The following is a 25,525-nucleotide window of genomic DNA, read 5'->3' on the forward strand; positions in this document are numbered from 1 at the left end:
CTTTTACATCAGCAAAGTTATATTAACGCATCTACTTAGGCATTTCCCTATGATTCTAAAACATACCCATTGGAGGAATTAACAATGACAATTTTAGTTACTGGCGCAACAGGACATCTCGGTTCACTCGTCGTAGAAGCTTTGCTACAATCCGTTCCGGCTTCGAATCTGGCAGTAAGTGTTCGTAATCCAGAAAAAGCAGAGCACCTACGCTCCCAAGGTGTGGACGTACGTCATGGTGATTTTGATCAGCCGGAAACATTGGCACAAGCCTTTGCCGGTGTAGATCGACTGCTCTTGATCTCTGCAGATGCAGATAACGAAACGCGTATTCGTCAGCACAAGGCTGCCGTAAGTGCAGCGAAGCAAGCTGGAGTTGGCTTTATCGCCTACACGAGTGTTGTCAATGCAGGACAGAGTTCCCTTTCTCTCGCAGAAGTACACCGTGCAACAGAGAGTGCGATTCTGGAGACAGGTATCCCGTATTCCTTCCTACGGAACAACTGGTACTTGGAAAATGAAGCAGGCAGTATTCAAGCTGCGATTCAAGGCGCACCTTGGGTTCATGCTACAGATTCCAGCCAGGTAGGCTGGGCTACCCGTCGTGACTACGCACATGCTGCAGCTGCTGTGCTTACAGGTGAAGGTCATGAGAACACAGTCTATGAACTGTCTGGCAAACTTCTAACTCAAGCTGACCTTGCTGCCATCGCTGGTGAAGTACTGGGCAAGGACATCCCCGTTCAGAACGTAGACGGTGCTGCCTATGCTGAAATCATGAAAGGCGCGGGTCTACCAGACTTTATCGTATCCATGCTAGTGGATATGCAAGCTGCAATTAAAGATGGCGCACTTGCAGTAGAGAGCAACACACTCGAACAATTGCTTGGACGTCCAGCTCAGCCACTTCGTGAAGGCATTCAAGCGATTGTTGGTCAATAAGATCTGATGAGCCGTTGAGCTGATTAGTTTCACCGACATCGATTCTGTTAAGGATATGTCATGATCGTACGAGAAAGGGACACGCCAACTCCATGTTGGATGTGTCCCTTTTTGTGTCATAACGATCGATTGTAGTGAGTATACACCGTAAGAGCAATCCCGATCATAGACCGGTGTTTTCTCTTTTGGTAGCTCTGTTTGCATCTCTATTTATATCTCGTTTGTATCTTCTCTCATGCTCTTTCTTATGATCCACTCATGGCTGTTGAATGTACTGTACAGGAATATAATCAGCCAGCCAAATATTTTCATTTCCATGATAGAACCGTATTCCATCTTGGGCAGCCTTAGCAGCGTCGATTGTTAAGATAATAGGCTGGTCATCCCGCCTGCGTCCCACCTGAGTGGCAGTTTCCATATCTGCGGATAGATGCACGTATTGCCGTTGTCTTGGTTGTAAACCCTGCTCCATAATGGAATCTACTGCACGCAAAGGCGTGCCGTGGTAGAGCGTCTTTGGTGGAGTTGCAGGTAATTTCGCAATCTTGTGCGGAGTCGAATGTCCATATAAGGCGCGGATCCGACCAGCTTGAATCTCATGACGCTTTTTCTCCGAGACTGCGATCATCTTCTCTAGATGCGCTTCCGTCACATGCTTCCACTGCGGGCTCTCATGCAGCGCCACAAGCAATTGTGAGATCTCCACCCAACCCTCTTCGTCTAACTCCAGCTCATATTCCCACGGAGCATGACGCAACGCATATGAGAGTTCTTTACTCAACTTCATCAGATCCATCGCAATCAACTCCTAAGTAGGTTAATAGGTTCGATGTAAGAAGGTTTCCACTAACCACTCTGATAACAGAAAAAACTTAAGGTTAGTAAAACTATATAGATTGAACTAAAAATATTTACACTGACCACTCCGATGACAGAATAACCTTCCGATCGCTGTTATCCCAGATTTTTTTATTCCCTTCCCATAGGGGAAAATCCGGGGATAGCGTATGCTTCCGAAGTAGCTTTCTTTCAGAAAGCTTTTAGGCGAACGCTTCGCTTCTTCACGTTATTTCTGTCCTCTCCGTTCTTGTGTAAATTTATTGTTTAATCTATATAGTTAAACATATCTTCTTCGTAACAAAAATACCCCTTTAGGAGCGTACAGCCGTTAAAATCTCTTGTATATTCCGTGCAAGTCCCTCGTTATCATCCTGTGTAAATTGGTAGTGACCATCAATACCTCGATGAATAATTGTATTCATGACTGGATGAGCCTCACGATCTGAAGCCACTCGAATGAGGTCGTCGGCAAAGTCTACTGCCTGTTGTTCACTGTAAAGAAACGGCTTAATCAGCATCCGAATACTTAGGGCATGAGCTTGCGGCTCTCTAAGCTGATCCCGATGAGTGATGCCATATACAGCGCCGAATCCAAAAGCAGCAATAACTTGTCGTTCCAGTTCTGTCGTCTGCTCCAACGGCGTGCCAATCAGCTCGCAGATTCGATTCACCATCTCCTCCAGCTCGTTCGCTGCAGCAGCCAAAATTACATCATTAATATCGTCAGCGTTAATAAAATCAGTCATAGGTAATTCTCCATTTCTGAACCAGTTTGGATCCATTCTATGAATCACTTGCCCCTATTGTAACGAGATAGGGCGCTCAGTTCAAATCTATGAATATGCTCGATAGATGCTATGAACTGGAATAAAAGGGCAAGGGCGAACAAGGTTCATTCCATATCATGAGCAATTAACTATTTTTTATGAATGGTAGGACTAGGAAGATTTTCGTAAGCATGAATGTTAATACCCGCCTGGTTCATGATCTCACGCAGCTTCGTCGCAAACTCTGAATAATAATAGTCTGTGTTCAGACTTCCCGCATAATCTCGCAGATCATACTCGGATAACTCTACTCTTAGGTCAACCAGATCATCCACCAGCACCTTCTTGATCGCTGCATCCGTTATGGATGGATCGATATGACATTCGTTGACTAGCGTCTGTAACGTTTGTTGCAGCGTCTGCTTGTCATAAGTGGGGTGCGTCAACAGGAAGCTCAGATCGTATAAGTCTTTGAACCGGGGTCTAACAATCGTCTGATGCAGCTTCCACGCGACTTGAACCGATAATGGAACAGTATACGGAACGACAAAAGGCTCTCCCATAAGCGGTTGGTACGTGAGTGGGATCGGCGCAACCTCCATATCCAGATTAAATGAAATATCGAGAAATAACTCCTCTTCATAGGTATCTTCCTGTCTAGGTTCACTCGTGAAATAATAAGCTAGATCGGTATTAATCGTTGGAAAGTCATCCGCCATCGCGTAATCAATTCTGCGCCAAAAGGCGTTCTCTCGAAAACTTCTAAACATGACACCATCGTTCAGATCAAGCTCCGTGACCTGGATCATCCAGTCGGTAAAAAGTTTCTTGGCCTGCTGATCATCCTCGACCTTACCCATGTACAAAAAGTCGATATCCTCCGCATCCCGAATATCTCGGTTGCTTAAATATTGTCTCGTTAACAAGCTGCCTTTCAATACAAATGGCATGCCTACATGAGATGCTCTTCGTAGCAGTGCCTCTAACGCAATAATTAATTTCTCTCCCCAGCTGAACTGGTGTAAATGCTTCACTTCAGACATCTAAAGTTCCTTCTTTCCCTATATGTATGTGTGATTAGATCCAGCCACGATCCAGTTCTTCTCTGCTGTCATAGACACATAATTCGTACTGTTCCTTGATGAGCTCGATTCCGTTGTGTTGCAGGATATGATGTATCTGCTTCACTGTGTTGTAGAACTGTTCAGAACTGTTATATTCTCGGACTGTTACAAATCGTATTTTGCCATTTGCATTAAGCGAGTTTCTTGATATATGTCCACCGTTACCTTCGCATAATTCTTTTAAATGATTCACATCATCTACGTTCACTTTACCGTGCCATTCGAAATAGGGGGTGGAGTTAGCTACCATTCGCTCATGAAAGTACGTCTCTTGCTTCGCTGGAACTTCTACCTTGGTTCGCACAACCGTAAACCCGCTATGTTGGAACCTTGCTGCCATCTGCTTAATCGTACTAAGTACTTCATCAAAATTCGTACTATGTATTACGCCAGTAATCATAGGTTGATGAATATAATCGCCATGATCTAACACAATCATCACGGGTTTAACCTGTTCTACCTGGCAACGTTCAATAAAGCTTGCCTTCTCTTCAAGACTTAGATCATTCACTGTAATATGAAACTCAAATTCCATGTGCTCACTCCCTGTCGTTTCTTATGATGTTTGGATCGCTGTAAGGATTGATGCAAAGATGTTAGGTGTACTAATATACTCACAATTCTCTAGGAAACTTCCTAAATTATACATCGGTATTTTGCTAGATTTGTTTCAGTTTTTTTCATTTCCTGACTAAACATATTGAAGCCTCTTTAGAAGTAGCCACCAATCATCCGCATCAACAACCGGTGCAACACTTCTATACTTTTCGCCAAATACATAGTTGAATAGGAAATTATCCCACTCCCCCATGTTCTTGTCTTCTTCTAACTCCTCTTCATCTTTCAGAATGTATAACAAACCCGAGCTTCGGTTAATTACTACTGGCTCATATAATATTTGCCCAACCTCAAGCCAGTCACTCACATCATTCATCCAACTGGTCATGCGATATTGATTCTTGTTCAGTTCCTCATATGACCATAGATCAATCACACCACAACGGGCACCGTTACTCCTTCCAAGAAAATCATAGTATTGTCTCAAGTGGGAGCCATCGGAAGGGATGTATCTTATACCTGAATTTAGTTGACCATAGATTATACTGTCATGATCCTGCGCCAACGCTTCTTTAACTTGATCTATGATTCTTTTAAGTTGCAGGTTCATAACTTAATCTCCTAATCTAAGTTAGTACTTACTTAAGATATGACATCTGAATATCCACAAGATTATGCAAACTAATTTCAATTCTCATATCTTCGTGTTCATTAATGGCTGTTAATGTTGTGTCTTCAATACTTAACTGTTTAATAGGATTGGTTACATCAAGAAAGATACCCCACACCAGATTGTCGTCTGTATCTGTGCAAGCAATGAATCCTTCATTTCCCATTTGCCCGTCCCCGCCATAGATCTTCCCACCCTGATAATCAATACTTGTCCACGGATCAACCATAGTCCAGCAGTCGGTGTTATATTTCCCCACACTCTCAATCGTGGTATCACAGAGGGGAGAGCAGTATATTCTGCGCTCATTGTTGTTCGGATCGTAATACGTCTCAACATTTAACATGATGATGTTCCCATTGGAGAAAGCAATACAATTCAGCCCCGGCAATTCACGTTGTTCGGCAGACCAATGTTTCATAATAAGGTTGTTCATAGCGTTATCTTCCTTATCCATTCAGTTTTTAACTATGTGACAAAACATTCACTTGGTGCAATTCGAATCTACATGCAGGATGGAGTCCAGTCTTTTTCACTATCTTTAATATATGTAACATACCCATTGGCCGAAAATCGTTCATCAAGCATCCTGATCGCGTAAGCTTTACTACATCCCTGTTCCACATGAATTTCATCCTGTAGAAACAACATAAATAGAGATTCAGACGCTCCATCATCAGACAAATATAATCCCAGTAATTCGTTGTATTGAGAACCGAAAACCAAACCTATGTATTCGATTTTGAAAGTCAGCTTTTCTTTGCATTCCAGTAGTCCTTCGTATGTAGCGTACAAATTAAAATCATCCACATCATTTATTCGATTCGCCGAAATTAACGGATTCATTCCCCTGATGTATATACCTATGACATTACCATCACCTTTTTCAAGGAAAATAACCTGGTCTAATCGTTCATGATCCTCTTCATCCTGTAGATAAATGATATTTGCAATTTCTTGTTGGCTAAGATAGTGGTCTACCTTTTTGTTAACAGAAGAAATATATTTGTTCATGGGAAACCTCACGATCTATTGTCGAACCGAAATAAGTTTTTATGATTTAAATAGTTTAGTAAATGTACAATGTACCTTTTGGCCATTTTCCGTTCCATCCGCATGGACAGTGCCCTGATCTAAGGATCAATAACATTTGTCCAAAGAAACTTGGACAACCTTTAAACTCGCCAAACGCACGCTCAACACCAGCATTAAGCAATAACCAGGCTATTGTTCCTGCAAATTCATCTTTTATATTCTTCTCTTCAATAACATCGTTAAGTGTAGCAATAGCCGTTTTATACTGCTGTGACTCTCTTACGGCAACAACAACTGCATTAAAATCTCTAACACTATATCCTAATTTCCTCAGAATAAATTCAGCAAGATGATCTCTACTATTGGAGATTATCGCCTCCCATTCTTCCTTATCATCCAATTCTTCTGCTGTCTCCCAACCCTCCACTTGTTGTATTGAACAAAGTAATTCCATGGCTTCGATTTTTCCGCAATTTTCAAACCAACGGATATCCACAAATTCATTCAATATCTCTTGACTAACAGTAATCTCTTTCATAGAATAAACCCCGCCTTCTTATCTTTCTATGATAATCTTTCCAGTACTCTTTAAGTATCATATTTAGATGATGGAATAAGTTTGCAAATCATTACATATAAACACTATAAACTCAAGTATTATCTATATGTATTCTGTACTTCCCTTTTTTAATAAAGATTCAAACAAATACAACCCTATATCATCAGAGATTGAATCTCTATTAAAGTCATAATTTTCATTTAGTATCAGTCATACAACGAAATTAAAAATTCAGAGAACGTATCACTAACTTTCTTGCATTCAGTTAGATCTAGACTTTCATCATAAAGAAAGACTGGCGGATCATCACCCTCGTCCAAATTAAAGTACCAGAACATATATCCCTGATGCATCATAAATACAAACTGATTATCTGTTAGTTTCTCAGAATAATTATTTTCTTCTAAAAGTTCAACTGCCCATTCCTTAAGCTCTAATATATACTTCATGGAATAATCTGTACCTGCCAGAAACTCAACCCCGTTACCCGCTTTGTACATAAATTCCAAATAAGTTAAGGGAGTTCTTTGGTTGGACTTAGATTCTTCAATGTTGAGATCTCATCGTCATTGCAAGGTTTCATTGGACATAACTTTGCTTCTAAGGTCAATAAGAAAGTCCTGATATCATCGCCTCTTAAAGAATTCATTCTAAATTCCTCCACATTATAATCATCTATGTTTTAGACTCTCGTAGCTTTAAAAAACTTAAGATATTTAGCTTTCTTGGGACTTCCAAAACATCTACCTTCGGATTTGTCACTGGCAATCCTAAAAAATTCTTTTGCTGTCTCTAAATCTCCTAATTCAAAAGCAACTCTACCAGAAATAAATTCTTTATCGCCGGAATCTATACGATCGAATCCGGTAAGAAATATTTTATCTGCCCATTCTTTTGCTTTTTTAAAGTCGTTTTTTATAAAACAAGTATCAATAATATCCTTTACCAAATGATAGCTTTCTTCAGAGTAAAGACCTTTTGGTGAAGGGATTAAGTTCCATGCCTCTTCTAACAAAAAAATGGATTCATCATAGTTAGCATCCTTGAATTTCTCATCACTTTCATTAATAATATTTTCAAATTTCTCCTTAATTTGTGGTAGTAAAGTGGCCATTTATCTTCCTCCTAAATCATATCTAAAATTGATCCAATATATTTATCATCTTCGTTAAAAAAAATTTTGTATCCTTCTAACATGTAGGCTCTTAACAAATACTCCTTAGCTTTCTCGAGCTCCCCACACTCAAACAAACTCTCTCCAAGTCTCAACAAAATGAATGGGTTTGAGATCCCATTAGGGCAGTTTAACGCATCATAAAAACTATTTTTGGCATTTTCAAAATCACCAATATGAAAATAAGTATCTCCTAATGCGGTGTAAATCCAAGTACTTGTATCCCAGTCACTTTTAGGTAGCGGAACTAACTCCAGTGCAGCTATGTAACTTTCAATCGCTTTAGAAGTTTGCCCGTTTTCAACATGCTTATCTCCTTCTTTACATAAATGCACAATTAAGTCATGTACTTGTTGATCCATTTCCAATATTCATACCTCCACAATTTTTATTTAATTGGTGGTAAATAATTTCCTTTCAACTTTGCACCTTTCCACTAAAACCCATCAGGCTTAGCGTTGTTAAAGTCAGCCTCTTCTAGTGTTGCCAAGGTCATTCTTAGGGCGAACTTTATTATTCTATTTCTTCAGGTTTTCTAAATAAACAAAGAGTGTCAAGTGCCTCAAAAATATCGTCTCCGAACTTAAATAACGAATACCCGTTTTTTCCAAAGACCTTCCCCGATTCTGAGACAAACATTATTAAATTACCACGGTATGCCTCTCCAATTATAACAAGCGGCTCTTTTACTCGTGCCTCAAACTCTTCAAAGTCCTCCTTTTCGTAGTAATCCCCCACAACTTCTTCAGGACTAAAATGAAAGGTTTCCAAACTTCCATCTGGGTGCTTAAATTTATATTGATCGCCACCAAATAGACTTAATGTTTTAACCACTGGAATAAATACTTGATAGCCCATCGTCTCTAAAAACTTTACTGTCTCGCTTAAATCAACCTTTTTATTCGGATCCCACCCTGCTTTCAACAGTATATCTCTCGTTTCATCTGACATTTCCCCCATAAAAACACTCCAATATATCCGAATCGACGTATTCGCTTAATTGCTCTAAGCCATAATTCATCGCATAACTCTTTTAGCCAATTTACCAGCCATTTTAAGTACGTTCGCAACCTTCGGTGAGTTCATCACCAGTCCTCACAGCTTACTTTTTAACTTGTTCGCTAGATCTGCTCGACTGAAGTTATTTGTAGCCCCCTTCGTCTTGGTCATGACCTTCCTAGCAGTATCTCAAAGTAACGTTTCTCTTATCTATGTACATCCATCCCTTGTTTACTAATGATCCAAATAGGCATGCTCTGTATTCTAATTAGAACCTGCCTGACTTCTTTTATCAATCACTATTAGACATAATACTGAATATGTCGCTCTTTTTCAGGAATATCCTCATCCCCTAATAAATCCACCTGCGTTAAAGCATCCTTGTGTTCAAGTTCAGCAATGAATAGCGCATAGAAATCACCCGTTGTCGGATAGGTGAATAGACCATATCCTTTTGGAGAGATCAATTTGTTAACTTCTCTGATCTTCTCAGGAAGATACTTGTAGTCGAACTCTCCCAACTCTTCTAGTTCATCCGGCGTTCCCAATTCAATGTCGTGATTGAACTCGTAATCTAAGATATAGTTAACGATTTCATAGCCTTCTTCTCCCTTGTAATCCAAAAACAAAAATCGTTTGGTTTCCAGACCATAGTTCAGCATACTAAAATACGCGAGCGACTCCTCTGGATCATTTAAAATATTGTCTGCATCCTCTGAGTTATTAAAAATTAAGGGTACTAGATCTTCATCCGCCATTTAGACTTCTCCTCTCTTATTCAAATAATGCTCCATGGTGGCTCGGGATATACTGAGGATAGTTTTTACGGTAAAAGTCATCAATCATTCGCAATATAGGATCCCACTCTGGATAAGGTTCTGGATTCTGAATATTCATTTTAGCCTCAGGCGTGTTCATTAAGAAGTCTTCAAAACGATTTGGATTCGGTAAACCTTGTTTTTTTCTCACATGAAGCAAATACAATATTTCATAGGGATAAAAGGCATAATCATAATTTCCAAACTCAAGCGATTTCCCGATCTCTGAGGCAAGCACGGAATGATGCTCAGACATTTTGTCAATTAATTGAGTAATTTCATGCAAATCAGATGTATTCCAACGTTCCAACACTTCTCTATAAATGCCAAGTTCTTCTGGAATCAAGCTACATGGCTGATCACGTTCTGTTAATGCCGATTTCACGGCCAAGTGAACATATTCATTTGTTCCTTCAATTGTTTGTTGGGTATGCTGGAGATATAACTCTAATAAAAACCAGATATGTTGATTCCAATCGTTAGCTTCCATGATATTTCCACCTAAATACTCAACTATAAAATCATAGAAGATCTGTTCCTCTTTCTCCCATCCAAACATTTTAAAGTGTATTAGTGTAATAATGCTGTTCTGAAAAGAATAATCAATAACTTTCATCTCAGGATAACGTTCTTTATAAATATGTCTACACATACATTGATAAAAGGTTACTTGCTGAATATGTTTTAAACCTAGAGGACTTCCTCCTTTTTTATTTAAAACTTCATTTTTCCATACTTCCAACCAGTACGAAGATATTTTGTACATCCTATTCAACAATTTGTGATCTTGCTCTACAGCGTTACTTTCTACCAATGAAATAATCTCATATTTAACTTCGTCATATTTAGCTTGGACATCTTTCAATCCATCATAAAAATTTTTCACATATCGTTTATATGCCATTTCCAACTTTTTCAAGTTTATATTACACTCCCCTTACCATTTATCTTCAACTTGACTGAGTTTTTGTATGTATTGGCTGAATAAAAGAAACCACAACACGATAGCTAACCGTATTATGGCATCTATTGTATCTTAGGATATTAGGATCAATCAATTTCATTAGGTTGAATTGAATTTAGAAATTCTTCAAATGGTGCACTCACAAAAAGTGTGGATTGCTCTATAACATCTGCTTTATTTCTCATATTGAATACATAACATTTCCATGTAATTTCGTAGGAGACATCTGATTGTCTCCTGTTTTCCCTTTCGATTTGTCCATTTCCTTGTCCTTATCCTTGTTACCTGAATCCTTATCTTTCTTTCTCTTACCCTTATCACCAGAACCTTTAGTTGCTCCAAGCCATAATTCATCGCTTCACTCATGAGTAGATTCTGCATGATACCTTTCGCCATGCCGCCTGCCATTTCCTATTCCGTTCGCAAGCTTTGGCGACTTCATCATCAGAGTATCCAGCTTGCCTTTCATGGCAAATTTGGCACCGGTTGCTGCCTAGCCTACAAACGGAATCGCCGCGTAAACGGACAACGCCGAAGTGGTATAGTCTCCTCGTGCTACATAAATTTCACTACTTAATTTTTCAAAAAAACATTTTCCAATTATTAAAATAACCAGAGAATGTTGATGTGATGTCTAATACCAATTGTCTTTATTAGACTTAGATTATTTAAATTAAAACTAAAATTATTTTAACTTTTAAAAAACTCAAGATATTTAAGATGCTCATCTTCAAAGCACTCGTGAGCCATGTAATAAAATAAACTGAACATCCACCATATACCCGCCCAAAGGATAGAAACCCTTTGAGACGACTTGCTTAATGAAGTTATCTAAATTATTTGTACATTCATGTACAATTGGCATAAAGATTGTATCCAACCACATTGTAAATTCTTCTATTGCCTGGTTCCTGTTTTCTTGATATGCAATATTCCAATAATGTTTATCAACGGGAACATTGCATTTACGATTATTTATATGAAAAATTTTATTTTTTGATTTATGCAAGAAAATTGCGCATTCACCATGTAACCCTACACTTTTGTCATTTACATTATTCCAATTTGTGTAAAAAATATTTTATACGTAAGATGCTTATCTTTTTTTGTCATATAATGATTTGATTTAGAATATTTCCAGCCTCTTTCTAAGTATTTTTGAGAAATCAACTCACACACATTATTAAAGACTTCGCCTGATTGCATATGTTTACTCCTATGTCAGGATACCTGTAATTTAAATTCAATATTGAATTCTTTAAATTTAGCTTTGAATACATCTAATAACTTTTCACAATTCTCTGTTGGAGCATATTTAAAGCTTATATCTATAAGAAGGATTGTCAAGCCAAGTGCGACAGTTCCTCTGAGAAGTGTATACTGACTATCACTATGAATTTCCAACAGTACTCATCTGCTACCATATCCTTCATCGCTTTCGTCCTCCTACATGCAAAAAAAAGCCCACTCCTACTCAAAAATCAAGTAGGAAGAGCTCAAAATATGGTGTATGAATCCAAAGTCGAACTGTTCACATGTAATGAACTTGTTTTGTATTAGATTAATCTTTCAATTATTTTCATGACTTTTCAAATAATTTTCAACAAATTGTTTATTCTTTTCTTTTTCAGGAAGCAAACCTAAATATTGATACTCAAAAATCATTTGTCTTTGAGTTGAGGTGATTTCCGAAGCTATTACGTCCTCATAATCATAATGAATTTTTAACTTTCCAGGATGCTTTAATATGAAGGTTAAATTTGTCCAACTCTCTTGATCATTTTTTATGAAAATTTGCCTCAACTCTTCAAATCTTTCTTGTAATTCCAATAATAATTTATTATATTTTTTTTCACTAAGTCTGTACTTTTCAGGAATATCATGTGAGTAAATAAACTCTTCATCGTTAAAAGTGTTAAAATAAAAATATACTTCTCTTGATCCATCTAATATTTCCGCATACAAGTAAATTTCTTTCCAGTTATCATTAGGTATCATACTTAGAATATGTTCTGCTATTATGGGATAATGTTGATCCATCTGTTTCTCCATTGCTACTCTAACCTCCAATTTGATTCTTTAAAGTTTAAAACGTGCATAAAAATATAACTATATTGATAAATATTCAAAGATGCGAAATGTTACAAAGAACTGGAGAAGACGAAAATCAAAAAAAGCTAATTACGACAGCAACTAATCGAAATTAGCCTTTTATGTAATGTACTAATGATGCGAAATAAGTAAATTCACTCCATAAACCCCATAAAATGATTAACAATATATATATGTTCGATAAATTTAACTTTTTTTAAGTTCTCCACTTTCTCTGACCCACCGAGTCCTAAAAGCGGTACATAGCCAAAACATTCATCGTAGGTAGGCTCTCCATATTTTTCAACCGCTTCAAGATAAGGAGACCAATCAAGAGCTTTATTTAAGAAGTATTCATCATTTATATCCGCAAAAAAGTATCTGAAATTTTTCCCCACTACATTAACTTCATGCTTTCTGAAGTTCAGCGCCATTAGATATCCATCTTCCCATATCAATATATCACCCATCCCTGTTATGAAAAGAGGAATTGCTAAGTTTGCTCGACTATAAGTATCCTGTAATAACTCCACATAGTGATCTGGATTAATAATTTTCAAATATCCATTACAAAGACTCCCCAGTCCATATTCTTTCCATACTTCAATTAGTTGGACAGGGATTGTAGAACTGTACTTCTCAATTACGTTTGTAGGTATTTTCTCTTTATAAACAAAATTTAAACTATTCATAAATTATCCTCCTACTTTACTCTAGTAATTTTATATTTAACTAAGTTGTTTCTTTTTCTTCTTTAGTCATTTTCTTCTTTAGTCATATTTTTTGCAATTTCTCTAATCTGTCTATCTAGATCTTTGATTCTATTTTTTTCCATTGGGATCCAATAGAAGAATTAATTCTCATATCTCCCACCCCCTCGATCTTATCAGGATATGGATTGTCAACATTAAATCAGACAACTTTTTTGAAGGCTACTTGGCGATACTGAACAAGCGTCAAATACCCCCGTCATCCATGAATTCGGTGCCTGTTAAACCAGTTGACGTAGTCGTATGATTCCAATTCTGAATGACGGAGGTTTCGAAATTCCATCTGGTAAATAAACTCCGTTTTCACGACCTTGTAGGCGGCTTCGGCCACAGCGTTATCGTGAGGACATCCTTTCTTCCTGAATGATCGGCCAATAGCAAACGTGCCTAGAAGCTGGTTTCTTAAACGACCACCTGCTCAAAACTCATCTTCCTCATTACTGAGACAAAACACTCTATATTCTACAATCCTGTTTTAGCTCAATTGTCTATATGACACAATAGAGTTTTCACTCCTACTCTTTATCAAGTAGGAATGAACTCTGAAAGTTAAAATGCATTTTTAAAGTTTTAAATGTGGCTTTGTCCATTGAAGTGTCCTATCACAATGATAAAATTTATAATTTAATTACAAGGCTAACATCATAATTTGGTTCAAAATATTAAATCGCAACATCCTGGTACCCCATATCAACGACTTTCTCATCTAATAACCGAAGCCCCACACCATTTTCTAAGTCCCAGGTACAATTAAATAGAATTCCAATATCACGTTCTTCGTTAATTTCACCATACGGAACCACAATACTATCTAAAGTTACCATCTTCATTAGTTGTTCTGTTGTTTCAACATTAGGATAATTCTCATTAAATATTATATCGTAACCTAATTCATGTCTTTTCTGTTTATAATAATCTAACATGGGTTGCATTAAATCAAACTGTATTAGCTGCCAATTTTGAACTAACGTTTGATATGAAGTGTACTGTTTTTCATCAAACCTGCCATCTTTCTCACCATCAACTAACAGTGAAACTTCCACTTCCTCTCCCAAAAATTGAAGTACGATATTCCTACTCCAAACAAAATTGTAATCAAGTTCACCAAAAATAGGATCATTTTTTATCATTGTTTAATCTCCCTTATGTTTATTAGCAAATCCCCCAGGTTCAAAAGCTCCTGCATTTGTTTCTCCGACAACCCCTAGATGACCAGTATCCATCGTATACTTCAAGACACCCTGACTATTTCTAGGACTACGAATCACATACCTGTCCTCTGCTTCAGAACCATGCCATCGCACTTCTCCAAATTCTTTTCGGACACGATATGACTGATTTTTCGGCCACTTCCATAAGCGTCCTGTTGGTAAACCAAAAAAAATTAGGTGAAGCAGCTGTCACTTCTGGAACAAAGAAACGCGCCAACCCGAGATGCCAATCTTAGTAGGAACATCCAATCGGTTTCTTTATTTCCAGTAAGTGTCGCATTTCATATTACTATCCGTCATAAGAATAAGTAGCCTCTAATTTATTCTTAATAACATCATAGGTTAATTTCATTTCTGTCGGCATTTCACGATTATATTTTTCAAACAAATTAATTATTTTTAGTAGGTCTTCGTTTCCTATCCTTAGCACCGCGTACTGCCTTTCCTCAGAAACGACAATTTCACTATATATTTCATTGACTTTGTGCTTTTCAACAAAAACATCGTTAATTTTATAAAATACATCCATTCCATATTCACCTAACTCGTGGTAGGAACAAATATAGATAACATCTGCCCGTTTATCGACGTACTCTAAACAAATTGACACGATATCAGATTGTAACTCTGAAAAATAATCCTCAAATAATTTTCCCATTAATTAACCTCCCTAGTTTTTAATATTGGTGGTTTTAATTTTCCTATCAATAGAATACTTCACTCCAAAAATTGATGGGCGCAAAGCATCCCCATCATATTTAATGTTTACTTGGACCTTTACTTTTTTCCCTGCTTTAATTGCTTTAGCCCATTCATTTTCGAGAAGTTTATACTTACTTAAATTCACATTACTTAATTGTGAAACAAGGTTATTAATATCTGGTGAACCACCAAATCTATCCCCTGCCAAATGACCTGCATGGTCGCATGGCTCTTTGCCTAGTGTATTTGCATCATGTGGTAATCTGCTATCCCTTTCAGTTAATTTCAAATCGTTAGCTGTGAATTTTTCAAGCCTTCCCTCACTATCAGTTTTATAGATATATTCATATTCACCTGTTTTATATGTTACATTTGGCTTCAGCTTCCCATCTTCCATGTGGCTTCCATCACGTAATATATCATCGACCTGAGTTCCAACATTACCCATCCCCTCAGCGCCCTACTTCTTCCGATTCTTAGGTAGTTTATCCGGTTCACCACCAGAACCTCCACTACCATTGCTATCCATCCAGAAATAGTTCTTCTGTATCCAGAAAAAAAGTAAAAAATCCGCAATGTGAGAAATAATCTCGATTGCGGATTGATATTATCTAGCTATTTTTTCATAAACCTTATTTTCTTACTGAGACATAGCTAAGAAATACTTCAAAGGATTCACTAACATAGTCTAACGTTTCGTCCTGCCATTCTTCGAGTGACCTTTCTTCCAATTCCTCATCAGTAATTTCAGATTCTAGAATAACGTCCTCATGATTTTGGTAAACGATTTTAGGCTTATTTTCATCTTCTCGATAATCAAACAGAAATTTATCACCAGCTCCATTAATTGCAAAAGGAAAGACCTTTTTGGGTAATGCCTCACTTAACGTAGTGTACGCTAGTTCAATAGGAGAAATAATCTCTTCCATGACTTCTTTTTCTATAAAAGACAGTAATTGAATGCTCCAAGTTAACTTCCCCTTCACTTCAACAACTCCTATCTCCCACTCCCCCTGATCATTCATGACATATGGTACTGAACCATCATGTTTTGACACAATGTCAACATATGATTTAGGAAACTTTACATTCCACTTGCTCTCCAAGTCTTCAACTTTCTTATCATCTAAAAACACCTGATCAGACCACTTTATATTATAACTCATAATAATCATCCTCCACTCTTCAATTCACAGGAATATATTCAGGTTTTCCCGTCCCCTCAGCATCTTCTTTATTGTCCTTCGGTTTGGACGGATTAGTATCCTCTTTCGACTTAGCGTTCTCTTTATCCTTCCTTGAAGAAGGCTTCCAAGTGTTGACTTCATTCGGTGTTTTATTATTAACTGGACTGGATTTAGAGACTTCTGGCTTCGGTGTTGCTTCTTTCGGTTTCACACTTGGAGTCTCTGTACCTTTAGATTTCGTTCCTGGAGTCGAAGGAGTTGGCTTAGCAGCTGTTGATTTATTACTTTCACTTGAACCCGGTTTCACAGTCGGCTTGGAAGATTCACTAGAGGTTTTTGGTGGTATAGCAGGTTTAGCATTCGTTCCCGTTTCACTACCCGTTTTCCCTGCATTCCCTGCACTTCCTGTGCCTTTTTTCTTCGAATTAAAATCCGACCAGAAACTCCCGGGAACTATACCCACACGCTGGCTCTCTTCATATTTTTTCTTGAAAAATCCTTTGGCTGCCGCTAATCCGTTACCGCCACTCATTTTCTTACTTGCAGCAGCTGCTTCCGCATTCTGAATATTTTTAATCATCTGGCTGGTTGCATGACTCATGCCTGGGCTTTTCGACATGCTCTTACTACTGTACATCGCAAACGCCGCGGTCTGTGCTCCCATCAACACTTGATCCAAAGTGAGTGTGGCAACCATCATTTTGGCATAGCCATCTGATACAGCTTCTCCTGTATAGGGATATATCCCCAGCTTAAATGCTTGGATCTGCAATTGGTATATATCTGGCGCAGGTTCATATTTATGAGGCCCCTGTCTCATTTTGGCAACATCTAAACTTCCCGTATCCTTCTCGTACGCTTGCAGAGCTGCCTGATCGGAGACTCCTTTTTCATTCACAGGCAACCAGATACCCCATGGAGAATAATACACCAAACGGTATCCCTTTTCCTTTGGCTCCATTTCAGCTTGTTGCTGCTGTTGTTGATAAACCCACTTTTTCTTGATTGGATCAGGTATCTCCTGGACAGTTGCACTAATCTCCTGATGTTGCTGATGCAGTCTCTTAATAAAGTCGGGGAAAGAAGTTGCGGTGGACAACTCCCGAGCTGCCGTTACAATCTTACCAAGTAAATTACGCTTGGCATCTTCTTCATCCTGAAAAAATTGCTTAACTCCCGCTTTTAATCGATCTAACAAACGAAGCCCCGAGGGTTTAAAAGACCCTGTTTTCGGAACACTGGATATAATTCCTGCTGCTGCTGCAGCACTGCCCACACCTTGTGCTACTATAGCAGCAGGCCCACCAAGGGCTCCCATGATAGGAATCATGGCGGAAATGGCTAACGCTGCGCCAAATAAGGAACCCTCATTCATATTCGTTGTTGATGGCTGGACAGCTTTTTCTGCTTCTGTATTCAACGCCGCAGCCTGAGCAGCTTCGTATTGTTCTATAGGAATTAGCGGGGGTTCTGGCTCTAGCGGCAAATCAGTAACATGCACAGGAGCTTTGTTCGTCCCTTCTTGTTGAATCTGGGCTGCGCGTACATCCGCTTGTCCATCTAGAATGAAGCTACTACCTCCGCCCATCAGCCAGATGGATTCTGGCGAAGATCCTTTAATCTGCCCAGCCTCTAGGGCTATACTCCCTCCCTGAACAGTCAGGTTACCCGGACTAGACAATACCACACCTTGATCGTTAAGAATAATCTCTAGACCAGATCCGGCCTGCAATGTCACATCTTTAGGCGATATACCCATCGAAGCACCGTTGGGATGCCCCCAAATCTTATAATCCGTACCACCTTCGACAGAACGTTTGCTTTCTGGTACAGAATGGCGGATATAAGCCCCTGATTCAAGACTTCCAGGGAAATACAGCTCAACCGTATCCCCTTTCTCAGGCATCATGTAAAGCCCACTATGTCCTTCCGCTGCATACGTTGGTGCAACTGGATATGGACATGAAGCGCTTGGTACAATTACTCCTTCGTCTATCGTCAGTGCAATTTGTACATGATCTTGCAACACTCGAGTAACTTCTCCGTAAAGCGAGAGACCGATTAAATCTGAAAGCTCACACCTAGGTATGTGAATTTGCTCTTCAAGCATCATGCAGTACGATGTTATCAGCAGCCCTGATTCAAGGCAAGATACCGCTTCAACTACCGTTAGCTCCTTACCATCAGAAAGCTCCACTTTATCCCCAAGCGCATAAGTGTCGGCAGTATCCATCGTATACTTCAAGACACCCTGACTATTTCTAGGACTACGAATCACATACCTGTCCTCTGCTTCAGAACCATGCCATCGCACTTCTCCAAATTCTTTCCGGACACGATATGACTGATTTTTCGGCCACTTCCATAAGCGTCCTGTTGGTAAACCAAAAAAATTCAGGTGAAGCAGCTGTCACTTCTGGAACAAAGAAACACGCCAACCCGAGATTCCAATATTAGCAGGAACATCCAATTGCTTTCTTTATTTCCAGTAGGTGTCGCATTTCATATTACAATCCGTCACACATAAAAAACTGCACTTCAACTGTATAACAATTGAAGTGCAGTCAAACTAACCTTATCTTCTAATGCCCTTTGTTTTTTAACTTATTAGTACAAAATACTTTTCTAAAATAGTATCTGCTTGATTCAGCTCTTAAATATTTCAGTCATTTTCAAATTTTAAATCCTATTTTAGTAAATATTAGGAAATAACAACATAAGTCAGTGGTGAGTTAGATGCTACCGAGTATTATTGAATCGTATTATATTACAGATTTTCTTCTCGATGGAGAATAATTAATATAGCCTTCTTCAAACATTTTATCAGCTACAATGTATATATCGTCCTCTGTTTTTGCAACCTCTAACTCTTCAGAAGTTACTCCTAAAAGCAAGTTAATTCTACCATATCCCGAAACAACAGGAATAATTTCAGGTAAATCTATTGGCGGAACAATTATAAATCCACTTAAGTCTGTATTTGGAAGCTTCCCTTCTTGATATTCTAAGAACTGTCCAGGATAAATATGACTATTTGTTTTTTCAATATACTTAGCCCATTGAATTAATTCATTCCTAAAGACAATCTCATCCGTATTTGATAAAATCATAAGTTCATATCCATATCCAGAAGCTTTACCATTTTCGAATTCAATAAGTGAATTACTATTGTTATTTTGAGGATTAGTTAGACCCGATGTGATGTACACATCTAGTCCATTGAACGCATTCTCATATTTAAGGATCAACAAATCACTTCTCTCACATCTCCACACTACCTTAGCCTCTATGCATCCAAAGATCGACCAGTATATTAGTTCTATTCGATCTGATAATGGAAACTCTGACGGTGGAATGAGAATTCTATTTAGAATATTTTCAACTTGAGGATGTACGAAATGCCCCTTACTTATTGTCATCCTTAAGTACGATATGGGAGTATATGTCGAAGCAAAATTTAATAACTCCTGTTCATCCAGTTCTATCCATAGTTCTGGATTGGCTTCATCACGAGAATATAGTGTATTAATATCCACAATCCCCTTATTAGATAGTCCTAACATGTTTACTAGTGGAGTTTTTTTCTTGCCAGCGATTAAAACTAGTTCATATTCATTTTGAAAACAAAAACCTATTGATTCAACACATTTACACAGAAATTCAAAATACGGAGACCTTTCTAAAACGATCTCAATCGCTTGTTGTCTGTTCAACACTCAACAATACCTCCGTTTAATAAAGTTAAAAATTATTAGATTTAAAAATCCAACTCCCTTTCGTATCTACATAGCCCCATTCTCCATTAAATGTAACACATCCAAGACCTTTGTAAAAAGGATCTGCAGTTGTAAAGACATTTTTCAAGAGATACTCCCCCTGTTTGTCTATATAACCATACATATCTTTGCTTTCAACTACTGCTAAACTACTATTGAAATCGCCTACACTTTGAAATTTATTTTTGATAACTACGTTTCCTAATGAATCTATATATCCCCATTTTCCATTTGCTTTTAATTTAAAACCAGCCAGCCCCTCAGAAAAGCTCGATACTTGGTAATAATTCGGGGATATATGAAATTCTCCTTGCTTATTAATAAAACCATAACGTTCGCCATCTATTGATGCTTCTGCCAATCCCTCAGAAAAATTGGATACATACTTATATTGGTAAGCGATTTTTTGCTCTCCCTTATCATTTATAAAACCGAAATCGGATCCTTGTTTAGCTAGTGCTAAACCATCTGAAAATGTACCTAAGACATCAAAAATTGGTTCTATAATTATTTGATTTGAAATACCAAAAACTCCTACTTTTCCTTTTTTCTCCGCAATAACTGAATTCTCCGAATTTATTGCATAAATCCTTTCATAAATTGGTTCAATCACGAATTCTCCTTGCTTATTAATACAGCCATACTTACCTTTATAGATAACAATTGCCATTCCATACTCAAAGTCACCTAAAAAATCAGCATTTAATTCTATCACCCATTTATTTGAATTGTTTATATATCCTTCCTTATCATCAAATGTCCAAACATATGCTACACCTTCAGAAAAATCATTTACAGATTTATAATAAGGTTCAATTACTATGTCGCCTTGTTGATTTATAAATCCAAACTTATCTTGTATCTTAATTTTATACAGATCATTTTTTTCCATCATCAACTGTCCTCCTAATTGAATGGTTCTGGTTGCCATCTTGAGTCCGTTTGCCAGCTTTGGGGAATTCATCTTCAGGTCGTTCAGCTTACCTTTTGGCTTGTTCACTAGATCCGTTGGACTGAAGTGACTCGCAAGCTCCTTCTCCTTGCTTATGACCTTAACTAGCAATATCTCAAAGTAACGTATTTCCTATCTATGTACACCTATTCCTTGTTTACTACTGATCCAAATAGACAGGCTCCGTATTCTAACCAGAACCTGCCTGACTTCTTTTATTAATCACGATTAGACATAATACTGTATATGTCGCTCTTTTTCAGGAATATCTTCATTCTCCAACAAATCCACCTGAGTTAGCGCATGTTTATGTTGTAGTTCAGCGATGAATAGTGCATAATAATCCCCTACTGTCGGATAAGTAAACAAACCATAACCTTTTTTGAGAAATCAACTTGTTAACCTCTCTAATTTTTTCAGGAAGATATTTATAGTCAAACTCTCCCAACTCTTCTAGCTGATCCGTAGTTCCCAGTTTTACGATTTCCTGATCCATCTCTCCCTTGTAGTCCAGAAAAAATCTTTTGGTCTCCAATCCATAATTCAATATACTGTAATACACTAGCGATTCATCTGGATCATTTAAAATATTGTCTACATCCTCTGAGTTATTACAAATTAAGGGTACTAGATCTTCATCCGCCATTTAGACTTCTCCTCTCTTATTCAAATAATGCTCCATGGTGGCTAGGGATATACTGAGGATAGTTTTTACGGTAAAAGTCATCAATCATCCGCAATATAGGATCCCACTCTGGATAAGGTTCTGGATTCTGAATATTCATTTTAGCCTCAGGCGTGTTCATTAAGAAGTCTTCAAAACGGTTTGGATTCGGTAAACCTTGTTTTTTTCTCACATGAAGCAAATACAATATTTCATAGGGATAAAAGGCATAATCATAATTTCCAAACTCAAGCGATTTCCCGATCTCTGAGGCAAGCACGGAATGATGCTCAGACATTTTGTCAATTAATTGAGTAATTTCATGCAAATCAGATGTATTCCAACGTTCCAACACTTCTCTATAAATGCCAAGTTCTTCTGGAATCAAGCTACATGGCTGATCACGTTCTGTTAATGCCGATTTCACGGCCAAGTGAACATATTCATTTGTTCCTTCAATTATTTGTTGGGTATGCTGGAGATGTAACTCTAATAGAAACCAGATATGTTGATTCCAATCGTTAGCTTCCATGATATTTCCACCTAAATACTCAACTATAAAGTCATAGAAAATCTGTTCCTCTTTTTCCCATCCAAACATATTAAAGTGTATTAGTGCAATAATGCTGTTCTGAAAAGAATAATCCATTAATTTCATATTTGGATAACGATCTTTATAAAGCTGTCTACACATACATTGATAAAATTTAAGTTGTTGAAGCTTTTTTAATGCTGTTATATCTCGCCCCTCTTCGATTAAGACATTATTTTTCCAGGCTTCGAGCCAAAAGTCAGATATATTATCTAAATCAATTAACAAAATATGGTCGATCTCTGTATTATTACATTCGACGATTTCATCAATTTCTTTTTTTGCTTCTTCATATTCGTCTAGAGCGTTACCACCTATGAAATTTTTGACGTATCTTCTATAAGCCATTTGTATTTTTTTTGAATTAACCATATGCATCTCCTTAAACGTTATTTAATCTCCTTACTCCAGTCCTTAACTTTTACAACATCTACACGAAAGCCCACTGAGGTTTTGGAAATGTCCACTTCCACCCTGATAAACTGAAACTCCAATCCAGGGTTTTCTTTTAAGAGTTTTTTATACTTCGCCTTAAAGTCTGCAAAACTCTTATTTTTACGTCCTGACATGACTTCAAAGTATTTAGCACCACCCAGTTTTTGCTCCGTTGAATAACTAAAACTACTCCACTCCGATGTTTTAGCCTCAATCATAGTTAATTTAGGAGGCGGGCCTTTGGTCAAAAAGGTTCATCAATTCCGTTTCTACCAACTTGGAATAAGTCAGAAATATCTTTAGCAATTTGCTTGGCCACTTCTTCTACAAAGTCACCTTTATCATGATCAACCATCATGGCCGACAATAATATATTCGAATCCACATACTTACTAAGCATATCTATTGCGGCAGAGAACATCGCATCCGACATCAAATCTGCCATCAGACCATGTGTGAAATCAGTTGCTTTCGTGAGCGCGTTCGCAAGCTTCGGCGACTTCATCATCAGAGCATCCAGCTTGCCTTTGAGCTTGTTCGCTAGATCTGCTGGACTGAAGTTACTGGTAAGCCTCTTCTCCTTGGTCATGACTTGCACTATCTTAGAGTACGTTTCTATTAACTATGTACAACAAACCCAAGTTTCTATCAATTATAAGAGGCAGGCTCCCGTATTCTAACCAAAGCCTGCCTAAATTTTTTCATTCGCAGTCGTGGGGTAAAGTTTTATTAACCATAACCTTTGGAATTTTCAACTTGTTGACTTCTCTGATTTTCTTATGAAGGAAAAATCTAATTAAATGAAGCAACAACTAACTCATACCATTTTAAAGATCTATACCAAAGATACTAACTTAAATTGGATTATCAGGAAATTCCTCAGTGTATCTAGCTATTAGGTTTTGTAAATCCACGTCTTGAGGAAATTCTTTTAAATATTTATACTTCCAAATTATAAGTTGGTTACTAAAGCTGTAACTGGTATCAAACCAATTTGTATAGTCAAAGTGTACTTTTAAACTCCCGGATATTTCTAAACTTAGCGTGAAAGAATACCATAATTCTTGCCCTTCTTCTTGAAATAATTCTCTCAATTCTTCTGCTAATGACAGGAGTTTTCTTTTATTTAATTTGAATTCTCTTTCGTTCACTTGGTACTTGAAAGGGATCTCAAGACTATGTTCACACCTATCAGGCTCTTTTTCTGGTTGGTAGTAAAAGTAAGTTCCTCCACCATCGTCAGAAACCTGAGCATAAAAATAAAACTTTTTCCAACCCTCAGGTATCATTTCATTAACCGTCTCAGCGATCTGTCGATATAAATGATTCAGTGTTTCTCCATTTATTTGTCCCTACTTTTATTGTTTATTGTTACTTCGATGCCTTTACCGAGTACCAGTGTTCCTTCTCACTAAGATATAAGGTGATAACTTTTATAAGCTTATTCCAACTTTACTATGAGTAGGAATGAGCTTTTGATTGGAGTGAATCTTCTGCGTGAACCAGTTTTCCCACCATTATGAGATATTAAAAATTGCTTATGATCATATGGAAAAGAAATACCATACTCTGCTTCAAACAATTCAATGTCTTTTGAATTCAACCCAGGAAATGGACCTTCAATAAAAAACTTATTATTCTTCATGATTCATTACCTCTCTTTATATGCAGGAACATTTATTTTTCACGTTTTTCTTTTGCTTCTAATTTTTCTCTTGCTAACCTCATTTTCTCCATAAAGTTACTACTCATATTAATGCCAATGATTTTAGAGTTAATATCCTCTACGATATTATCATTTTTCATCTCTAGGCTTCTAATAAAATCAATAAAAGATTCCGCGATTAAATAAACATTATCCCAATAATTATCAATGCTTGATACATCTTTCAAATCCTCGTCCAACATCACCTTTGCAACCAATTCATTTTCGTGATCCCAAAAGTAAATTCTTCCTCGATATTCGTCATCTTTAACTCCAATACATATTAGATTTCCTGCTGAATCATCAGCAATTGGAAAAATCGATGTTGGAATTCGTTCATAATATTGTTCGATTTTTGTTTCTAGTTTATTTGTTCCATCTGAAGTAACAAAAAATGAAGCTAACGACTCAAAGCCATCACCATGAGACCATAGCGTGTTTTCAATAGTTTTAAATTGAATTTCTTGCTCGAATTCAACTTCTTCGTACCTCGACAGAAATTGTTTATATAATTTTGGTAAAGATATCACATATTTTTTTTCAATATCCTCTACTTTCCCCTCAACTTTATTGTCACCCGTCGACATACCTAGTTTAGTTAGTCGTGCCTCCATTTCATTAAATAACTCATCCATTATCGTCATCTTTTGTAGCTCCTCCTTTTTTTGTATCTTCTTTTATGTATTTTTCTTTAGCGGTTTGATCTATAGGAAGTACATCGGATATGGCTGCAAGTCGTTGTTCTTTCATATAAGGTTTCCATCCTCTGGATATACGTAATCCTACTTCTCCCTCTGCTTGATATTTTCTTATCCAATCTCTCACTGTGCTTGCTTCAAAGTTTGGATTGGTTTTGTGCTGTAAGCAACTCACTACAATTGAATTTTAGTTTCATACGCAATCCGTCTTCGTTTAGACATTACAAAAACTCACATCATGGTAGAAGTAGTTTTTTTCCACTGTCTACTATAATAGGAGCATATCAAAGCT

General features: G+C 37.4%; 32 protein-coding genes and 3 pseudogenes. 1 reads left to right on the plus strand and 34 read right to left on the minus strand.

The annotated features are described in order from the left end of the window. Positions 1–84: 84 nt before the first annotated feature. A complete protein-coding gene (locus tag DMB88_RS21340; RefSeq protein ID WP_128102957.1) occupies positions 85–942 on the plus strand; it encodes an SDR family oxidoreductase in 858 nt (285 codons plus the stop codon). Positions 943–1,198: 256 nt separating this feature from the next. Here DMB88_RS21340 and DMB88_RS21345 read toward each other — a convergent pair whose 3' ends face one another. The 34 genes and pseudogenes from DMB88_RS21345 to DMB88_RS32195 form a co-directional block, all read right to left on the minus strand. Beyond that, the gene (locus DMB88_RS21345) at positions 1,199–1,738 is read right to left on the minus strand and encodes an RNA 2'-phosphotransferase (protein WP_128102958.1); all 540 of its coding nucleotides are present in this window, start codon (positions 1,736–1,738) and stop codon (positions 1,199–1,201) included. Between the two features lie 355 nt (positions 1,739–2,093). Next, positions 2,094–2,528, minus strand: a complete 435-nt coding sequence (gene imm48 / locus DMB88_RS21350) for an Imm48 family immunity protein (protein ID WP_056695853.1) — start codon at positions 2,526–2,528, stop codon at positions 2,094–2,096. 170 nt (positions 2,529–2,698) lie between these two features. After that, positions 2,699–3,592: a nucleotidyl transferase AbiEii/AbiGii toxin family protein gene (locus DMB88_RS21355; RefSeq protein WP_128102959.1), complete on the minus strand. Its 894-nt coding sequence runs from the start codon at positions 3,590–3,592 to the stop codon at positions 2,699–2,701. 34 nt (positions 3,593–3,626) lie between these two features. Further along, entirely contained in the window at positions 3,627–4,208 is a 582-nt protein-coding gene (locus tag DMB88_RS21360) for a hypothetical protein (protein ID WP_128102960.1), read from the minus strand. Between the two features lie 156 nt (positions 4,209–4,364). Next, entirely contained in the window at positions 4,365–4,841 is a 477-nt protein-coding gene (locus DMB88_RS21365) for a hypothetical protein (protein WP_128102961.1), read from the minus strand. Positions 4,842–4,869: 28 nt separating this feature from the next. After that, positions 4,870–5,337, minus strand: a complete 468-nt coding sequence (locus DMB88_RS21370; RefSeq protein ID WP_128102962.1) for a hypothetical protein — start codon at positions 5,335–5,337, stop codon at positions 4,870–4,872. A 68-nt stretch (positions 5,338–5,405) separates the two neighbouring features. After that, positions 5,406–5,915 carry a hypothetical protein gene (locus DMB88_RS21375; RefSeq protein ID WP_128102963.1) on the minus strand — a complete coding sequence of 170 codons (510 nt, stop codon included), beginning with the start codon at positions 5,913–5,915 and terminating at the stop codon, positions 5,406–5,408. A 55-nt stretch (positions 5,916–5,970) separates the two neighbouring features. Further along, complete coding sequence (locus DMB88_RS21380) at positions 5,971–6,474, minus strand: hypothetical protein (RefSeq protein WP_128102964.1); 504 nt, start codon at positions 6,472–6,474, stop codon at positions 5,971–5,973. Between the two features lie 227 nt (positions 6,475–6,701). Continuing rightward, positions 6,702–6,995 (minus strand): SMI1/KNR4 family protein, encoded by a 294-nt coding sequence (locus DMB88_RS21385; protein ID WP_254438285.1) that lies wholly within the window; start codon positions 6,993–6,995, stop codon positions 6,702–6,704. A 182-nt stretch (positions 6,996–7,177) separates the two neighbouring features. Then, on the minus strand, positions 7,178–7,609 hold the full coding sequence (locus DMB88_RS21390) for a hypothetical protein (protein WP_128102965.1): 432 nt from the start codon (positions 7,607–7,609) through the stop codon (positions 7,178–7,180). A gap of 11 nt (positions 7,610–7,620) precedes the next feature. Next, on the minus strand, positions 7,621–8,037 hold the full coding sequence (locus tag DMB88_RS21395) for a tetratricopeptide repeat protein (RefSeq protein ID WP_128102966.1): 417 nt from the start codon (positions 8,035–8,037) through the stop codon (positions 7,621–7,623). 145 nt (positions 8,038–8,182) lie between these two features. Beyond that, positions 8,183–8,629, minus strand: coding sequence for an SUKH-3 domain-containing protein (locus tag DMB88_RS21400; protein ID WP_128102967.1), 447 nt, complete (start codon positions 8,627–8,629; stop codon positions 8,183–8,185). Between the two features lie 341 nt (positions 8,630–8,970). Next, positions 8,971–9,426: a DUF6630 family protein gene (locus DMB88_RS21405; protein ID WP_128102968.1), complete on the minus strand. Its 456-nt coding sequence runs from the start codon at positions 9,424–9,426 to the stop codon at positions 8,971–8,973. 16 nt (positions 9,427–9,442) lie between these two features. After that, positions 9,443–10,390 carry a hypothetical protein gene (locus tag DMB88_RS21410; protein WP_128104540.1) on the minus strand — a complete coding sequence of 316 codons (948 nt, stop codon included), beginning with the start codon at positions 10,388–10,390 and terminating at the stop codon, positions 9,443–9,445. Between the two features lie 1,629 nt (positions 10,391–12,019). After that, positions 12,020–12,502 carry an antitoxin YezG family protein gene (locus DMB88_RS21415; RefSeq protein WP_128102969.1) on the minus strand — a complete coding sequence of 161 codons (483 nt, stop codon included), beginning with the start codon at positions 12,500–12,502 and terminating at the stop codon, positions 12,020–12,022. 194 nt (positions 12,503–12,696) lie between these two features. After that, complete coding sequence (locus DMB88_RS21420; RefSeq protein ID WP_128102970.1) at positions 12,697–13,233, minus strand: T6SS immunity protein Tdi1 domain-containing protein; 537 nt, start codon at positions 13,231–13,233, stop codon at positions 12,697–12,699. A 115-nt stretch (positions 13,234–13,348) separates the two neighbouring features. Continuing rightward, a pseudogene (locus DMB88_RS32190) lies at positions 13,349–13,429 on the minus strand (polymorphic toxin type 15 domain-containing protein); the annotation flags it as partial. An 81-nt stretch (positions 13,430–13,510) separates the two neighbouring features. After that, positions 13,511–13,666, minus strand: a pseudogene (locus DMB88_RS21430) (IS3 family transposase); the annotation flags it as partial. A 307-nt stretch (positions 13,667–13,973) separates the two neighbouring features. Next, entirely contained in the window at positions 13,974–14,441 is a 468-nt protein-coding gene (locus DMB88_RS21435; RefSeq protein ID WP_128102971.1) for a DUF6985 domain-containing protein, read from the minus strand. Between the two features lie 370 nt (positions 14,442–14,811). Continuing rightward, positions 14,812–15,180, minus strand: a complete 369-nt coding sequence (locus DMB88_RS21440; RefSeq protein WP_128102972.1) for a DUF600 domain-containing protein — start codon at positions 15,178–15,180, stop codon at positions 14,812–14,814. A 12-nt stretch (positions 15,181–15,192) separates the two neighbouring features. Then, positions 15,193–15,672 (minus strand): DNA/RNA non-specific endonuclease, encoded by a 480-nt coding sequence (locus tag DMB88_RS21445; RefSeq protein WP_254438286.1) that lies wholly within the window; start codon positions 15,670–15,672, stop codon positions 15,193–15,195. Positions 15,673–15,856: 184 nt separating this feature from the next. Further along, positions 15,857–16,390: an SMI1/KNR4 family protein gene (locus tag DMB88_RS21450; RefSeq protein WP_164848753.1), complete on the minus strand. Its 534-nt coding sequence runs from the start codon at positions 16,388–16,390 to the stop codon at positions 15,857–15,859. Positions 16,391–16,409: 19 nt separating this feature from the next. Then, positions 16,410–18,689, minus strand: coding sequence for a hypothetical protein (locus DMB88_RS21455; protein WP_128102974.1), 2,280 nt, complete (start codon positions 18,687–18,689; stop codon positions 16,410–16,412). A 484-nt stretch (positions 18,690–19,173) separates the two neighbouring features. Further along, positions 19,174–20,127, minus strand: a complete 954-nt coding sequence (locus DMB88_RS21460) for a suppressor of fused domain protein (RefSeq protein WP_128102975.1) — start codon at positions 20,125–20,127, stop codon at positions 19,174–19,176. Positions 20,128–20,152: 25 nt separating this feature from the next. Beyond that, positions 20,153–21,082 (minus strand): WG repeat-containing protein, encoded by a 930-nt coding sequence (locus DMB88_RS21465; RefSeq protein ID WP_164848754.1) that lies wholly within the window; start codon positions 21,080–21,082, stop codon positions 20,153–20,155. Positions 21,083–21,458: 376 nt separating this feature from the next. After that, entirely contained in the window at positions 21,459–21,785 is a 327-nt protein-coding gene (locus DMB88_RS21470) for a hypothetical protein (protein WP_254438287.1), read from the minus strand. A 16-nt stretch (positions 21,786–21,801) separates the two neighbouring features. Then, complete coding sequence (locus DMB88_RS21475) at positions 21,802–22,767, minus strand: hypothetical protein (RefSeq protein WP_128102977.1); 966 nt, start codon at positions 22,765–22,767, stop codon at positions 21,802–21,804. A gap of 17 nt (positions 22,768–22,784) precedes the next feature. Continuing rightward, positions 22,785–23,078, minus strand: coding sequence for a hypothetical protein (locus tag DMB88_RS30505; RefSeq protein WP_174715311.1), 294 nt, complete (start codon positions 23,076–23,078; stop codon positions 22,785–22,787). Continuing rightward, positions 23,075–23,419, minus strand: a complete 345-nt coding sequence (locus DMB88_RS21485; RefSeq protein WP_128102978.1) for a hypothetical protein — start codon at positions 23,417–23,419, stop codon at positions 23,075–23,077. Before DMB88_RS21485 ends, DMB88_RS30505 begins: the two co-directional genes overlap by 4 nt. Positions 23,420–23,684: 265 nt before the next feature. After that, complete coding sequence (locus DMB88_RS21490) at positions 23,685–24,176, minus strand: immunity protein YezG family protein (protein WP_128102979.1); 492 nt, start codon at positions 24,174–24,176, stop codon at positions 23,685–23,687. A gap of 95 nt (positions 24,177–24,271) precedes the next feature. Further along, a complete protein-coding gene (locus DMB88_RS21495; protein ID WP_128102980.1) occupies positions 24,272–24,475 on the minus strand; it encodes an SMI1/KNR4 family protein in 204 nt (67 codons plus the stop codon). A 32-nt stretch (positions 24,476–24,507) separates the two neighbouring features. Further along, positions 24,508–25,179 carry an SMI1/KNR4 family protein gene (locus DMB88_RS21500; protein WP_128102981.1) on the minus strand — a complete coding sequence of 224 codons (672 nt, stop codon included), beginning with the start codon at positions 25,177–25,179 and terminating at the stop codon, positions 24,508–24,510. Then, positions 25,163–25,285 (minus strand): hypothetical protein, encoded by a 123-nt coding sequence (locus DMB88_RS31795; RefSeq protein WP_302476276.1) that lies wholly within the window; start codon positions 25,283–25,285, stop codon positions 25,163–25,165. Before DMB88_RS31795 ends, DMB88_RS21500 begins: the two co-directional genes overlap by 17 nt. A gap of 15 nt (positions 25,286–25,300) precedes the next feature. Next, a pseudogene (locus tag DMB88_RS32195) lies at positions 25,301–25,408 on the minus strand (helix-turn-helix domain-containing protein); the annotation flags it as partial. Between the last annotated feature and the right edge of the window lie 117 nt (positions 25,409–25,525).

It is taken from the genome of Paenibacillus sp. DCT19 (genome assembly GCF_003268635.1).
Taxonomy (GTDB): Bacteria; Bacillota; Bacilli; order Paenibacillales; family Paenibacillaceae; genus Paenibacillus.

Excerpts from the sequence above, each read along its gene's own strand:
- DMB88_RS21400 (WP_128102967.1), bottom strand. The coding sequence starts at position 8,629 with ATGGGGGAAATGTCAGATGAAACGAGAGATATACTGTTGAAAGCAGGG.
- DMB88_RS21370 (WP_128102962.1), bottom strand. The coding sequence starts at position 5,337 with ATGAACAACCTTATTATGAAACATTGGTCTGCCGAACAACGTGAATTG.
- DMB88_RS21375 (WP_128102963.1), bottom strand. The coding sequence starts at position 5,915 with ATGAACAAATATATTTCTTCTGTTAACAAAAAGGTAGACCACTATCTT.
- imm48 (WP_056695853.1), bottom strand. The coding sequence starts at position 2,528 with ATGACTGATTTTATTAACGCTGACGATATTAATGATGTAATTTTGGCT.
- DMB88_RS21340 (WP_128102957.1), top strand. The coding sequence starts at position 85 with ATGACAATTTTAGTTACTGGCGCAACAGGACATCTCGGTTCACTCGTC.
- DMB88_RS21360 (WP_128102960.1), bottom strand. The coding sequence starts at position 4,208 with ATGGAATTTGAGTTTCATATTACAGTGAATGATCTAAGTCTTGAAGAG.
- DMB88_RS21485 (WP_128102978.1), bottom strand. The coding sequence starts at position 23,419 with ATGACCAAGGAGAAGAGGCTTACCAGTAACTTCAGTCCAGCAGATCTA.
- DMB88_RS21500 (WP_128102981.1), bottom strand. The coding sequence starts at position 25,179 with ATGACGATAATGGATGAGTTATTTAATGAAATGGAGGCACGACTAACT.
- DMB88_RS21445 (WP_254438286.1), bottom strand. The coding sequence starts at position 15,672 with ATGGGTAATGTTGGAACTCAGGTCGATGATATATTACGTGATGGAAGC.
- DMB88_RS21470 (WP_254438287.1), bottom strand. The coding sequence starts at position 21,785 with ATGGCGGATGAAGATCTAGTACCCTTAATTTGTAATAACTCAGAGGAT.
- DMB88_RS21385 (WP_254438285.1), bottom strand. The coding sequence starts at position 6,995 with ATGTACAAAGCGGGTAACGGGGTTGAGTTTCTGGCAGGTACAGATTAT.
- DMB88_RS21435 (WP_128102971.1), bottom strand. The coding sequence starts at position 14,441 with ATGATAAAAAATGATCCTATTTTTGGTGAACTTGATTACAATTTTGTT.
- DMB88_RS21415 (WP_128102969.1), bottom strand. The coding sequence starts at position 12,502 with ATGGAGAAACAGATGGATCAACATTATCCCATAATAGCAGAACATATT.
- DMB88_RS21420 (WP_128102970.1), bottom strand. The coding sequence starts at position 13,233 with ATGAATAGTTTAAATTTTGTTTATAAAGAGAAAATACCTACAAACGTA.
- DMB88_RS21450 (WP_164848753.1), bottom strand. The coding sequence starts at position 16,390 with ATGAGTTATAATATAAAGTGGTCTGATCAGGTGTTTTTAGATGATAAG.
- DMB88_RS21405 (WP_128102968.1), bottom strand. The coding sequence starts at position 9,426 with ATGGCGGATGAAGATCTAGTACCCTTAATTTTTAATAACTCAGAGGAT.
- DMB88_RS21355 (WP_128102959.1), bottom strand. The coding sequence starts at position 3,592 with ATGTCTGAAGTGAAGCATTTACACCAGTTCAGCTGGGGAGAGAAATTA.
- DMB88_RS21380 (WP_128102964.1), bottom strand. The coding sequence starts at position 6,474 with ATGAAAGAGATTACTGTTAGTCAAGAGATATTGAATGAATTTGTGGAT.
- DMB88_RS31795 (WP_302476276.1), bottom strand. The coding sequence starts at position 25,285 with ATGAAAGAACAACGACTTGCAGCCATATCCGATGTACTTCCTATAGAT.
- DMB88_RS21440 (WP_128102972.1), bottom strand. The coding sequence starts at position 15,180 with ATGGGAAAATTATTTGAGGATTATTTTTCAGAGTTACAATCTGATATC.
- DMB88_RS21390 (WP_128102965.1), bottom strand. The coding sequence starts at position 7,609 with ATGGCCACTTTACTACCACAAATTAAGGAGAAATTTGAAAATATTATT.
- DMB88_RS21475 (WP_128102977.1), bottom strand. The coding sequence starts at position 22,767 with ATGGTTAATTCAAAAAAAATACAAATGGCTTATAGAAGATACGTCAAA.
- DMB88_RS21365 (WP_128102961.1), bottom strand. The coding sequence starts at position 4,841 with ATGAACCTGCAACTTAAAAGAATCATAGATCAAGTTAAAGAAGCGTTG.
- DMB88_RS21465 (WP_164848754.1), bottom strand. The coding sequence starts at position 21,082 with ATGATGGAAAAAAATGATCTGTATAAAATTAAGATACAAGATAAGTTT.
- DMB88_RS21345 (WP_128102958.1), bottom strand. The coding sequence starts at position 1,738 with ATGGATCTGATGAAGTTGAGTAAAGAACTCTCATATGCGTTGCGTCAT.
- DMB88_RS21410 (WP_128104540.1), bottom strand. The coding sequence starts at position 10,390 with ATGGCATATAAACGATATGTGAAAAATTTTTATGATGGATTGAAAGAT.
- DMB88_RS21495 (WP_128102980.1), bottom strand. The coding sequence starts at position 24,475 with ATGAAGAATAATAAGTTTTTTATTGAAGGTCCATTTCCTGGGTTGAAT.